We start from the raw sequence: 13570 nt of genomic DNA on the forward strand, positions 1-13570 counted from the left end.
ATTTTGCAGGAAAATGGTTTTACTATCCAGTACTATTTTAGCTAAGGTAAAACTTTCATTATTACTTATTAAAGGGGTAATTTTCGCCATCCCAATTAATAAAATTAGTCATATCAGTATAAAAACATAATTTAGGCGATTCTAAGGTAAATTTTTTGCCATACAGTTTGTATAATTTTTCTAAACGTTCAGTAATTTGCTCTTGTAATATACTTTTAAGTTCAAAAGTCGGATTTTTATAAAAATAAGCTAGAGTAATATGGAAGGGTTTATATATCTTAAAAGATAAATTGAATTGCTCCGCAATTTTATTAATCAATTCACTTTGATTATTGGGTAGATTGACTGATAAGTATACGGTATCTGTGATATTTAATTTTTCAAAGGTAATTTCCGGTAAAAATGAATTTTCATTAAGGTAGTTGGCTAACTCCTGAAAATATAATTTTTGCCTAGTTAAAAATTCACGCCAATCGGATTGGCCATATTGGGCTTTATTAATTACTCTTATCGCTGTCATATGATAGCTTTCCCAAGGTAGAGGAGTGTAACATTTTTGTTCTAACTCTATTTGTGTGACAAGATGATAGAGGTCTGACCAAAACTGAGCCTCTCTTTTATCTACTTTAGCAATAACAGTGATACCTGGATAATCACAATAGTTACCCTGCTGATCTATTTTTTTTAATTCCATTTAATATATGACTCCACTAACCGAATAGATATATTAACTGCAATACATGAGCAGCATGCTTCGAAATGCCTATATAGAAGGCTAGACTTTGCTTTTAGTATGACTTAGCCAAAACCAGTCTAATTTTTCACCCAGATTTAAGATAACTCCTCTAAGTTGTTATAATGAGATTTGTTAGTTCAATAAAATAATTAATTATTAGTATAATGCTACTTAAAAATTTTAATTTTATGATTTTACTTAAGTCGATATTAATAATAGTACAAGCTATTGATAAAGTTGGTTGTTTTTAATGTATTGAATAACAGAGGAAGGTAAATCAGCAACTTTTAGTTCACCTTGTTTTAATTGATTGCGAATAAGTGTGGAAGATAAGTCATATAAGCCTGCATTAAATTGATAAATTAGCCCATGTGTTGTAGTTTGAATAAGCTTTGCATCATGAGTCTCTTTGTCTTTTAATAAATTACGTAATAATGTTGATTCTAGTAGATAGCCGGGTCTAGCAATAACAATGATGTTAGCTAACTGTAAAAGCTTTTCCCAATGATACCAATTAGGTAAAGTGGTAAATGCATCTATTCCCATAAGTAATGAAATAGCTATTGAACTACCTAGCTGAGACCGATAATCTTCTAAAGTTGTTACCATATAAGAAGGCGCAGGGCGATTTATTTCTCTTTCATCTATTTCAAAATGATAATCAGATTGATTAAAGTCTTTAAGTGCTAGCTTAAGCATATCTAGCCGTTGACTAGGTGTTGCAAGTGCATTGTTTTTTAAAACAGGTATTTTACAAGGTAGAAAAATAAAGCGCTCAAAATGAAAGTGTTGTTGTACTTTAATAGCTACTTTTAAATGGCCGTTATGAACAGGATCAAATGTTCCTCCAAAAATAACTAAATTAGCCAAGTGCACCTACCAGCTGTCCTTGACATAAAGACAAAGCAATAAGTTCTATAAATTGCCATACTTGTTTGCTTTGGGTAGTTTTTAATTGCATGTCTAAATACTTACAAGTTTTTAAGAGCTGACTTAAAAAATTAAAATTATAACGTTTAGCGGCTGACTGATAAAGATTAATTTTACTTGACCAGATTTTTAATTGGCTTGCCGCAGCTTGAAGAGGGACTTTTTGTAATGTAAGGTGATTAAGTTGTAGCAAAAGCCGGATTTCTTGAGCTAGCAACCATAAAATTAAAGTAGCTTCGACTTTATTATTATAACTATGTTGTATAATTTGCAGAGCCTTTACAGCATCACCACCGAGACAAGCGTCAGCAAGTTCAAAAAGTGAGTAGTTACACTGATTATGGAGGTGATCTTTTAAATCGGTTAAATTTAAAGACTGGTTAGGTTCATGAATTAATTCTAGCTTTTCTAAAAGCTGTGCGCATGCAAACAAATTACCTTCATTAAATTGATAAACTAATGTTGCAGCATTCGGATCAGTGAGACCAAAATGGCTTAAACGCTCTTGTAGCCATTTTTTTATTACTAGCGAGCTTGGGGTAAGTGCTTGAATAACATAAGCAAGCTCATGGTTTAAAAGGAATTGTAATTGTTTAGATGGTAAATTAGGCGTTTTAAATAATAGTAAGCAAGCTGGGTTAGGGTTAGCTAAATAGTTTAACAAAAATGTTTTGCCAGCTGCTTCTAATGATTTTTTATCATAACGAACGTCAATTAAATGAGTAGTAGCAAATAAAGTATAACTATTAGCTTTTTGCTCTAAGAGCTCCCAATCAGAAGTAGATTCAATAAAAAGCGTTGTAATTTCAGTTTCATTATTCTGCTGATGCCAAGCTTGTTTAATTATCAGTGTAAGTTGATTAATTTGAAACGCGTCTTGGCCTATAAGAAAAAAAAGCGCTGGCAGCCTTTTAGGGAGCTGTACAGTTAAATTGCTGTGTTTAATAAACATGTTTTTTTCTCTTACCTCAGCTTGTCCGAGGAATCCAGGAATCTCGTATAAGGACTAGAGCTTTAGAGCCCATGTTCAAGGAATGGGACGTAGTCTATAGTCTTAATACAGCACTACTAGGTTCAAGACTTAACAAAATAATAAATAGTTTATTAGTCAAAAGCCCAAGTCTGCATTTCTACAATTTTATAGACAGGCCACGGGCCTTGTTGTATCTAATAAAGCGCTTTTAAAAGCGCTTTATTTTTGTCCTACACGGAATGTAACTATTAAATTTTTAGCTGACTTAACTGACTCATAATTTGCCTTACAGCATCTTGGCGCATCTCTCGATAAAGCATAATTTCTTCTGAATCGGAACCTAAAATACGGTTATTATTTACTGTAAACTGTCGGTTAGACATTACGGTACGTGACATAATAACTTGTTCACCGCCAACTTTGACTAGAGAGTACTGCGCTGTATAAATTAATAAATACTGCCTTGGATTAGTACTTGCACTGACACTTGTAATTTGCTGTTGCATAGAGTCTTTTTCTAAAATCAATAGATAATTAGCTTGAGTTGGATTGTCTACAACACGGATTCCATAGCCTTGTAAGTTATCTTTAAGCATAGGGGCTAAATCATGTTGCGTACTACGAATGATAATTGCAACGTTAGTAAGCCCAATTGGCATTTCCGTAAAACCACGAAGCTTAAAACCACAGCCAGTTATAGAAAAAATAAGTAAAAATAGGATTAAACGCTTTATCATTATTTAACAACCAAGTTAATAAGCTGACGATGCATAACTACAATTGCTTTAATCACGGTTTTTTCTCCTATAAAACTTTGTGTTTGCTCCTTTGCTATTTCAATTAATTTATTTTCATCTGTATCAGTTGCTATCGTAAATTGGGCCCTTAATTTTCCATTAACTTGAACTACAAAGGTAGTTTCGTCACTTTTTAAAGCATTCTTATCCACTCTAGGCCATGGTGCGTCAATAATAATTTTCTCATAACCTAATTTAATCCAAAGATGATGGCATATGTGCGGCGTAATGGGTGCTAAAAGACGTAAAAGAATACACATCGCTCGATTTAAGAAAAATCTGTCTGCTTCTGTCTCAATAGCATAATTAGATAACTCATTAAATAATTTCATACAACCGGAAACAACAGTATTAAACTGCTGACGTTCATAATCGTGACTAGCTTGCGCTAGCAATTGATTAATATGTCGATATGCTTTCTTTAAGCGTGGCTCAGCATAATCCCAATCAATATGACCGTTTCCACCATAAATCAAATCATTTGTTTCAATAAACAATTGCTGATGTTGATAGGCAAAATGCCATAGGCGCTTTAAAAAACGATGCGCTCCCTCAACAGCGGTATCTGACCACTCTAAGGATTGTTCGGGTGGCGCTGCAAACATAACAAATAGCCTTGCTGTATCAGCACCATAGGTATCAATTAAATGGTTTGGATCAACTACGTTGCCTAATGACTTAGACATTTTATGACCGTCTTTTAATACCATACCTTGCGTTAAAAGACGTAAGAAAGGTTCATCTGAGTTAACCAAGCCCTCATCACGCATTAATTTATGGAAAAAACGAGCATATAACAAGTGCATAACAGCATGCTCAATACCACCTATATATTGATCAACCGGAGTCCAATATTTGGCCCGATCATCAAGCATAGCATTATCTTGCCCCTTACAAGCAAAACGGGCATAGTACCAAGATGATTCCATAAATGTATCAAATGTATCCGTTTCTCTAGTCGCATCCTGACCGCATTTAGGACATTGAACTTGGGTAAATTGGATTGAGTTTGCCAGTGGTGAACCACTACCGGTCAATTCAACATCGTCAGGAAGTAAGACGGGCAAATCTTCTTCTGGTACTGGAACAATTCCACAATCTTCACAGTGGATCATAGGAATAGGCGTTCCCCAATAACGCTGTCGAGAAATACCCCAATCGCGTAAGCGATAATTAACCGTCATGCGCCCTAAATCTTGTTCTTCTAAATAATTGGCAATGACTTTAATTGCTTCTGTTGATAATAGATCATTGAATTGATCAGAATTAATAAGTTTACCTTCATTGAGAAAAGCTGATTTAGAAAAATCATGATCCTCATTGAGAGGCCTAATCACTTGCTTAAGGGGTAAATTGTATTTGGCAGCAAATTCAAAATCACGTTGATCATGGGCAGGAACCGCCATTACAGCGCCAGAACCATATTGCATTAAAACAAAATTAGCAATCCAAATAGGAATTTCTTCATTGGTAATAGGGTGGATTGCAGTAAATGGTGTGCTAATACCACGTTTTTCTGTTGTAGCAATATCAGCTTCGGCAACACGACCACATTGGCAACTATCTATAAAGGATTGAATTTCTGTAGATTGGCGGCCTGCTTCTTTAGCTAAAGGATGATCAGGTGCTATTGCTAAGTAGGTTACACCAAATAGTGTGTCCGGTCTTGTTGTATAGATTTTTAAACGTTTAGAATAATTATTAACAGTAAAATAAATTTCACAACCTTCAGAGCGACCAATCCAATTACGTTGCATTTGTTTCACTTGCGAAGGCCACTCGGTTAACGTGTCTAAATCTCGCAATAGCTCATCAGCGTAAGCGGTAATTTTGATAAACCATTGAGGAATTTCTCGACGTTCAACTAAGGCTCCTGAGCGCCAGCCGCGTCCGTCTACAACTTGCTCATTTGCTAAAACTGTTTGATCAACTGGATCCCAATTAACAACAGAATTTTTTTTATAAACTAGACCTTTCTCATATAGTTTTATAAAAAACCATTGCTCCCAACGATAATAATCGGGGTCACAAGTTGCTAGTTCACGTTTCCAATCATAAGCATTGCCTAATCTTAAGAATTGCTCCTTCATAGAAGCGATATTTTGTTTTGTCCACTCTGCTGGATGAATACCGTGTTTAATAGCAGCATTTTCAGCCGGCAAGCCAAAAGCATCCCAACCAATAGGTTGTAGAACATTCTTACCTAAAGCACGTTGATAACGAGCAATAACATCGCCTAAGGTATAGTTACGAACATGGCCCATATGAAGTGTGCCACTGGGATAGGGAAACATAGACAGGCAATAAAATTTTTCTTTATTTAAATCTTCGGCCACACTAAAAATTTGTTTTTTGTGCCAATATTGTTGTGCCTGTTCTTCGATTTCTTGCGGTTTATAGCTGTTATCCATAGTTTATAAGTTATATTCAACTGGGCTGGTAAGGATAGCGCCTCTTGTGTTTTGCAGCAATAGTTTGATCAGTGACTTTAGCAAACATTAATTGATAAGAGGAAAAGAATAGAATAATTAACAAGCTAAAAATGAGAGCTGGCGTGTCCCCTAGAGTTACCCAGGGTGTTTTACCCTCTGCAGGAAAAATAGTAGCTTTTAGGATTCCTTCACTATAGGCTGGTAAAAAGTTTTCAATTTTTCCCCTAGGATTAATGACAGCAGATAGACCGTCATTATTAGCAGATATTTGATAACGAGCTGTTTGCAGCGAGCGAACTTGTGCCATTTGTAATTGCTGATATAGCGCCAATGAATGTCCAAACCAACCGTCATCACTTATAGAAACTATCCATCTAGCAGCAGGTAATTGTTCGCGCAGTAAATTACCATAAGCCACCTCATAACAAATTAGAGTCGCAATAGGATAATTTTGGACTTGCATTAATGGTTGGTTAGTAAGTCCAGGTTTCATATTTGGATCTTCAATACCTAACCAAGTAGTAATAAGCTGAAATGCGCTTGGAATATATTCGCCAAATGGAACTAAATGTTGCTTAAGATAAACACCTTGGGCTTTCCCAAGACTAATGAGTGAGTTGAAAAAAGTATGCTCATCAACAGTAGTTGGCTGTGGGATACCTAGTAAAATTGCGCTTCCTTTTTCTTTAGCTTTTCCATCTAAGTCGTCTATGATATCGCTAATGTAAGCTGCTGGTAGAGGAATAGCTGATTCTGGCATGACAATAAGTTCTGTACCTAGCAGCGATTGTACTGCCTGCTGATAACGGTCTAACAATTGCCAAAATAGCCTTTCATCCCATTTATCACGCATAGATAAATTAGCTTGAATAACACCAACAGAAATAGGCTGTTTATCAACAGTCGCCCAATTAATATTTTTTAAGAGAATTGGACAACTTAAGATAGTGATAAATACGAGAAGATAACTATAGCGTAGAACAGTCTTCTTTTTATAAATTGCATTACTTAGTAAGGTTGCGGCGAAAGAAGATAAAAAGCTGACACCAAAAACGCCTATAATAGGGAGCAAAAATCGAGTAGGTGCATCAATTTGACCAAAACCTATAAGTAGCCAAGGAAAACCGCTTAGAAAAGTAGCCCGTAGATATTCACCTATTAACCACAGGGCGCTAAAGAATAAACTAGCACTTAACGTATATGGAACAGCCAGACGGCAAAATATCATAGAGACAAGGGCAGGAAAACAAGAAAGGTAAAGTAAAAATAAAAACGTAATTAAAGCAGAGGTAACAGTATTTAAGTGGCCATAGTCGTGAATACTAACAAAAATCCAAGAAGTTCCAAGCCCAAAAAATCCTAGTCCAAAAAATAAACCACTTAAGAAAGGCGAGTCGTCTTTTTTATCACATAGCTGATGATAAAAAAGTGCTAAACCTAAAATAGTTAATGCCGGTAAATGAAAAGGCGCAAAGCCAAAAGGTAACAACAAGCCAGATAAGAAATAACGCAGATAAGGAAAACGTTCTAAGGCACGCGCTGAAAAGAACTCAAATTTATTTACAGACGCACTTATCATATGGTCAGGCAAAATGTTGTAAAAATGAGACAATATGCTACTCGCTTTCAAAGATCAAGAATTTTACAGCTCATTCTAGTAGCGCTATTTCGTAAATTAATATTGTGTTGCCCTTTATTAAATAGTATGCATTTTTCATAAGCGCAATACTTAGACAGTTAAACTTTCGTTCTTACGTGTAACGTGATAAGTAAAAGAACTATTAGGTGCTTACTAAAACTAAAATGCATTAGTTTGTTTATTACATGGACAAGCAGTTTCAAATTAAAAATAAGAATGGTTCAAGAAATTAATTTTTTAGTGTAGGATGACTCGTCGTTTTACCATGGAGAAGGAAGTATGTACAATGTTATGATTACTGGAGCAGGCAAGATTGGTAGTTTAATTGCTTGTTTGCTAGCAGGTAGCGGTGATTACCAAGTCCATTTAGCTGATTTGGAATTCTCAGGAACAGATGTCAGCCGGTTGCTGCAAGCTTTACCTAATATCAAAACAGTCGCTCTTGATGTTACCAATGAAGGTTCAATAAAATCTTATTTACAAGAAAATAATATTATTGCTGTTATCTCTAGTCTTCCTTACTTTTTAAATACCTATGTTGCTGAAGCTGCAAAAGCTTCTAGAGCTCATTATTTTGACTTAACTGAAGATACTGCAGTAACTGAGGCGGTAAAGAAAATAGCAGAAGGAGCAAATACTGCATTAGTTCCTCAGTGTGGTCTAGCACCAGGGTTTATTAGTATAGCCGCTAACAGTTTAATGCAAGAATTTGAACAATGTTTTCACGCAAAACTTCGTGTTGGCGCTTTGCCACAACGTGCAAATAATGCGCTACATTATTCGCTAACTTGGTCGACCGATGGGGTAATTAATGAATATGGAAACCCTTGCTATGGTATTGAGCGAGGTGAGTCTGTCGTTATGAAACCTTTAGAGGGACTTGAGTCGATACAAATCGATGGATGTGAGTATGAGGCATTTAATACTTCTGGTGGTTTAGGTAGTTTGTCTGAATTATATAAGGACAAAATAAAAACACTAAATTATAAAACAATGCGCTATCCCGGCCATTGTGAAAAAATGCGTTTGTTAATGAATGATCTAAAATTAAATGAGGACCGTGAAACACTTAAACGAATACTTGAACGAGCTATTCCTAAAACCTACCAAGATATTGTTATTGTTTATGTCACTGTTGAAGGTATCAAACAAGGCGAATTAACTGAAAAAAGTTATGTAAAAAAAGTATATCCTGAAACTATCCATGGTTTGGAATGGTCTGCTATTCAAGTAAGTACTGCTGCTGGTGTATGTGCAGTAGTTGATTTAGTCATGGGTCAGGCAAATGAATATCGTGGCTTAGTATTGCAAGAAAAATTCCGTTTAGCAGATGTTTTAGCAAACCGTTTTGGTCAATATTACGCCTAGGAGTGAAGTATGGATTTTCTTAAGCATTTAAAAATAGAAGACTTAAACCCGGGTGCTTTTAGTGGTTTAAGTTGGCAAAGTGAAATTAATTCAAATAGGTTAGTGTCAATTAATCCGGCGACAGAAGAAAAGCTTGGCGAAGTAGCTGGTTGTACTGAAGAAGATTACAACATTTTAATGAATCGAGCAGAAAAAGCGGCACTTGAATGGCGGCAATATCCAGCACCAAAGCGCGGTGAAATCATTCGCCAAATCGGTCAAGCATTACGTGAAAATAAAGATTGGCTTGGCAGTCTTGTTTCATTGGAAATGGGAAAATCTAAGCAGGAAGGCGATGGTGAAGTGCAAGAAATGATTGATATTGCTGACTTTGCTGTAGGTCAATCACGCATGCTTTACGGTAACACCATGCATTCTGAAAGACCTAATCATCGTATGTATGAGCAATGGCATCCTTATGGCATTATTGGTGTAATTTCTGCTTTTAATTTTCCTGTAGCAGTTTGGTCTTGGAATGCTTTTATTGCAGCTATTTGTGGTAATGTAACCATTTGGAAGCCTTCAGCAAAGACGCCCCTTTGCGCAATTGCTACACATAAGATTTGTAGTGAAGTATTAGTAAAGAATAATTGTCCTGAAATTTTCGCTTTATTTATTCCCCATTCACATAATGTAGTAGAAAAAATGGTGGACGATATTCGTATGCCACTGCTTTCTTTTACGGGCTCCACCGCTGTAGGTAGGCAAGTTGCAACTAAAGTTGCAGGACGACTTGGTAAAACTATTTTAGAGTTGGGCGGAAATAATGCCATTATTTTAGATGAGTCAGCTGATCTTAATTTAGCAATACCTGCTATCGTTTTTGGTGCCGTAGGTACGGCTGGTCAACGTTGTACTACAACACGTCGTTTATTTGTTCATCAAACTATGTATAAAGATGTAGTAAAGCGGTTACAACATGCTTATGAACAAGTCACCATTGGTGATCCATTAGATACTAATAATTTAATGGGACCTTTAATAGATAAACAAGCTGTTGAACAATTTACGCAAGCTGTTGAAAAAATAAAAGCTGCCGGTGGAAAAATAGCTTTCGGTGGTGAACCTTTAATGGAAAAAGGTTACTTTGTGCAACCTACTTTAGTTACCGATATTGAAAATCATTGGGACATTGTTCAGCAAGAGACTTTTGCGCCGATTTTATATGTTATGCCTTATAATGATATAAAAGAAGCAATTGCACTACAAAATGGGGTTATGCAAGGTTTATCCTCCGCTTTATTTACCCAAAACCTTAAAAATGCAGAGCGTTTTTTAAGCGCTTTTGGTAGTGATTGCGGAATAGCCAATATTAACATTGGTACATCTGGTGCAGAAATTGGTGGTGCCTTTGGTGGTGAAAAAGAAACAGGTGGCGGCCGCGAGTCAGGTTCAGACTCCTGGAAAGCTTATATGCGTCGACAAACCAATACAATTAATTGGGGTGACGATTTGCCATTAGCGCAAGGTATTCGCTTTAATTTAGGTTAATATTTTATTAACTTAAAAAATCTTTATACATAGAATAAAGTTGAAGCCTGTTAAAAGTCTTTGCTTAAATTACAAGGTCTTTTTCGCAAGGCCTACGTCTCGTAGCCTAGCCCTGGAAGCCAGCACGAACTTAAACACTGGATCCCGCGAACCAGTCGCGGGACGTAGACGATGTAGGGAGAAAGGTTAATAGTTGGAAGCCCGTTGCAAGGTCTTTTTTGCAAGGCCTCTTCTCATGGCTTAGCCCTGGGAGCCAGTGCGAATTAAAACCCTGGATCCCGCGAACCAGTCGCGGGACGTAGACGATGTAGGGAGAAGGTTTACAAGTCGGAAGCCCGTTACTAGGTCTTTTTTGCAAGGCCTCGTCCCGTGGCTTAGCCCTGGGATCCAGCGTGAACTTAAACCCTGGATCCCGCGAACTAGTCGCGGGACGTAGACGATGTAAGGAGAAGGTTTAAAAGTCTAAAGTTTGTTATAAGGTCTTTTTTGCAAGGCCTATGTCCCGTGGCTTGTCCACGGGATCCAGCGCGAACTGGCGCAGGGTTATCCTTCGAATAAGTCTTATGATATAGGCAGAGGGTTAAAAATGTATTTCATTTTTTGTTCTTTGCAAAGAAAGAATACTATCTTTATGTATTAACTAAAGTATTAGATTTCTTGGATTGGTATTTTATGATTAGTCCTTTTCAAGGAGTCTATTGAAGTTATAGAGTGTTATAGAGAATAAACGCAAAATCTAGTTAATTTAGTATATGTTTTATCTCTATAGCGAATTTATTTTAACTAAGGATAAATCATGCAGGAGCCATTTTTAATTAAAAAAGTCGCGGTTCTTGGAGCAGGTGTAATGGGTGCTCAGATTGCTGCTCATTGCGTAAATGCTGGTATCGAAACATTATTATTCGATTTAGCAAGCAAAGAAGGTAAAAGTAATGCGTTAGTTGATAAAGCTATTGCAAATTTAAATAAATTAAAACCTGCACCGGTCGCTACAGCAGATACAGCTTCCTTTATTCAAGCTAAAAATTATAATGAAAACTTAAATGAGCTGGCAACATGCGATTTAATTATTGAAGCCATTGCTGAACGCATGGATTGGAAAGAAGATTTATATAAGCGTATTGCTCCTTTTATTAATGATAATGCTATTTTAGTTAGCAATACCTCGGGTTTAAGTATTAATAAACTTGCAAATGTATTACCAGAGTCATTACATGACCGTTTTTGTGGTGTTCACTTTTTTAATCCGCCACGCTATATGCATCTTGCTGAGCTTATTCCTGCAAAAAGTACAACGCCTGAATTATTAGAACATTTAGAAACTTGGCTGACTAGCTATCTTGGTAAAGGTGTAGTTATTGCTAAAGATACGCCAAATTTTATTGCCAACAGAATAGGCGTATTTTCTTTATTAGCAACAATTAACCATACCCAAAATTTTCAGCTTGGTTTAGATGAAGTTGATGCTTTAACTGGCATATTACTTGGTCGACCTAAGTCAGCAACATTTAGAACAATGGATGTTGTAGGATTAGATACCATGCAACATGTTGTTCATACTATGCATGAACAGCTAACAGCAGATCCTTGGCATGATTTATTTAAATTACCTGATTGGCTATTAAAACTAATAGAAAAAGGTTATTTAGGGCAAAAGTCAGGGCAAGGTATTTATCGTAAAGTTGGTAAAACCATTGAAGTGTATGACTATTTAAATGATTCCTATCGAGAAGCTAGAGGTCAAGTTAGTGCGGAATTAAAATCTATTATGGCCATTGAGCAGCCTGAAAAACGTATGGAGGCTTTGCTGGCTACAGATGATAAACAAGCAAAGTTCTTAGTAGCTTGCTATCGTGATCTTTTCCATTATTGCGCCTTCCACTTAGCAGAGATTGCCAGTAGTGTGCGTGATGTTGATTTAGCTATGCGTTGGGGCTTTGGTTGGCGAAATGGACCATTTGAAACTTGGCAACTTGCTGGCATTGAACGAATGCGGCAATTTATAGAAACCAGTCGTGAAAATAAACAAACTTTAAGTGATGCTCCATTACCTCAATGGCTAAAAGATTGTAAACATTTTTATACTGAGGAAGGCGCTTATTCGTCTTCTGTAAATCGTCTTATACCAAAAAGCTCATTGCCTGTTTACCAACGGCAATATTTTTCACAGCAGTTGCCTGGCGAAAGACATGCTAAGTTAGAGATTCTTTTTGAGAATGATGGTGTTAGGTTGGCACAATTTAAAGATAATATTGCTTTATTATCATTTAAAAGCAAAGCAAATACCATTGGGCAAGCCGTGTTAGATGGCTTATACCAATCAATTGATATTGCCGAGCGTCAATGTCAAGGGTTAATTATTTATCAAAACAGTCCTGAAAATTTTAGCTCTGGTGCAGATTTGCGAGGCGTTGCAAGTTTAGTTCAAGCTCATAAGATGGCGGCTGTTGAAGAAATGATTAAGCAATTTCAACAGGTAGTGATGCGCCTTAAATATTGCGCAGTCCCCACAGTTGCTGCTTTACGAGGTCGTGCGCTAGGGGGTGGCTGTGAACTTATGATGCATTGCCATAGAACGGTTGCGGCTTTTGAATCTTACCCTGGTTTAGTGGAAGTAGGTGTTGGGCTTATTCCAGCGGGGGGTGGTTGTAAAGAAATGGCTTTACGTGCAGCCCTTGCTGCAGGAAAAGCAGATTTAATGACTTTTATTCAACCTTATTTTGAGCAAACAGCAACTGCCACTGTGGCAGGTAGCGCGCCAGATGCATTACAAAAAGGGTTTTTAAAGTCGACTGACACCTGGGTTATGCATAGTGAAGAAGTATTATATGCAGCGCTAGCTCAGGTAAAAGCACTTTTGGCGAGTAACTATCAATCTCCATTGCAACAGAAATTTAAAGTAGCCGGCCGGGAAGGACATGCTAAATTACAAGCAGGATTGGTAAATTGGCTAGAAGGGGGTTTCATTTCTAATCATGATTATTATTTAGCTAATTTATTGGCTGAAGTAATGTGTGGTGGAGATGTTTATCAAGGTGAATTAGTGGACGAGAATTGGTTACTGCATCTAGAAAGAAAAGCTTTTATGGCCCTTTTAGAGACACCATTAACCCAAGCTCGTATTAAACATTTACTCGAAACTGGCAAGCCATTGCGCAATTAATC

Annotated in this window: 9 protein-coding genes; 3 read left to right on the forward strand and 6 right to left on the reverse strand. The window is 36.7% G+C overall.

Translation table 11 applies throughout. The features are described 5' to 3' along the window. Positions 1–61: 61 nt before the first annotated feature. The 6 genes from ACNVED_RS06800 to lnt all read right to left on the reverse strand — a co-directional run bounded on the left by ACNVED_RS06800 (position 62) and on the right by lnt (position 7480). Positions 62–694, reverse strand: coding sequence for a DUF1868 domain-containing protein (locus ACNVED_RS06800; protein ID WP_419420997.1), 633 nt, complete (start codon positions 692–694; stop codon positions 62–64). Between the two features lie 267 nt (positions 695–961). Then, positions 962–1606 (reverse strand): nicotinate-nucleotide adenylyltransferase, encoded by a 645-nt coding sequence (nadD, locus tag ACNVED_RS06805; RefSeq protein WP_419420998.1) that lies wholly within the window; start codon positions 1604–1606, stop codon positions 962–964. Then, positions 1599–2618: a DNA polymerase III subunit delta gene (gene holA / locus ACNVED_RS06810; protein ID WP_419420999.1), complete on the reverse strand. Its 1020-nt coding sequence runs from the start codon at positions 2616–2618 to the stop codon at positions 1599–1601. The genes nadD and holA overlap by 8 nt, the downstream gene beginning before the upstream one ends. Before the next feature lie 269 nt (positions 2619–2887). Beyond that, positions 2888–3376, reverse strand: a complete 489-nt coding sequence (gene lptE / locus ACNVED_RS06815; protein ID WP_419421000.1) for an LPS assembly lipoprotein LptE — start codon at positions 3374–3376, stop codon at positions 2888–2890. After that, positions 3376–5847 (reverse strand): leucine--tRNA ligase, encoded by a 2472-nt coding sequence (gene leuS, locus ACNVED_RS06820; protein ID WP_419421001.1) that lies wholly within the window; start codon positions 5845–5847, stop codon positions 3376–3378. Before leuS ends, lptE begins: the two co-directional genes overlap by 1 nt. 16 nt (positions 5848–5863) lie before the next feature. Continuing rightward, complete coding sequence (gene lnt / locus ACNVED_RS06825) at positions 5864–7480, reverse strand: apolipoprotein N-acyltransferase (protein ID WP_419421002.1); 1617 nt, start codon at positions 7478–7480, stop codon at positions 5864–5866. A 306-nt stretch (positions 7481–7786) separates the two neighbouring features. Here lnt and ACNVED_RS06830 point away from each other — a divergent pair, with 306 nt between their 5' ends. From ACNVED_RS06830 to ACNVED_RS06840, 3 genes are all read left to right on the forward strand, one after another. Continuing rightward, positions 7787–8875, forward strand: a complete 1089-nt coding sequence (locus tag ACNVED_RS06830) for a saccharopine dehydrogenase family protein (protein ID WP_419421003.1) — start codon at positions 7787–7789, stop codon at positions 8873–8875. A 9-nt stretch (positions 8876–8884) separates the two neighbouring features. Next, the gene (locus tag ACNVED_RS06835) at positions 8885–10405 is read left to right on the forward strand and encodes an aldehyde dehydrogenase family protein (RefSeq protein ID WP_419421004.1); all 1521 of its coding nucleotides are present in this window, start codon (positions 8885–8887) and stop codon (positions 10403–10405) included. Positions 10406–11201: 796 nt separating this feature from the next. Further along, the gene (locus tag ACNVED_RS06840; RefSeq protein WP_419421005.1) at positions 11202–13568 is read left to right on the forward strand and encodes a 3-hydroxyacyl-CoA dehydrogenase NAD-binding domain-containing protein; all 2367 of its coding nucleotides are present in this window, start codon (positions 11202–11204) and stop codon (positions 13566–13568) included. Positions 13569–13570: the final 2 nt, after the last annotated feature.

It is taken from the genome of Legionella sp. D16C41, assembly GCF_048541585.1.
In the GTDB taxonomy this organism is placed as follows: Bacteria; Pseudomonadota; Gammaproteobacteria; order Legionellales; family Legionellaceae; genus Legionella_C.

Bases quoted from the DNA above. Each gene is read 5' to 3' on its own strand.
- ACNVED_RS06800 (WP_419420997.1), bottom strand. From the start codon at position 694: ATGGAATTAAAAAAAATAGATCAGCAGGGTAACTATTGTGATTATCCA.
- holA (WP_419420999.1), bottom strand. From the start codon at position 2,618: ATGTTTATTAAACACAGCAATTTAACTGTACAGCTCCCTAAAAGGCTG.
- lptE (WP_419421000.1), bottom strand. From the start codon at position 3,376: ATGATAAAGCGTTTAATCCTATTTTTACTTATTTTTTCTATAACTGGC.
- leuS (WP_419421001.1), bottom strand. From the start codon at position 5,847: ATGGATAACAGCTATAAACCGCAAGAAATCGAAGAACAGGCACAACAA.
- ACNVED_RS06830 (WP_419421003.1), top strand. From the start codon at position 7,787: ATGTACAATGTTATGATTACTGGAGCAGGCAAGATTGGTAGTTTAATT.
- ACNVED_RS06835 (WP_419421004.1), top strand. From the start codon at position 8,885: ATGGATTTTCTTAAGCATTTAAAAATAGAAGACTTAAACCCGGGTGCT.
- ACNVED_RS06840 (WP_419421005.1), top strand. From the start codon at position 11,202: ATGCAGGAGCCATTTTTAATTAAAAAAGTCGCGGTTCTTGGAGCAGGT.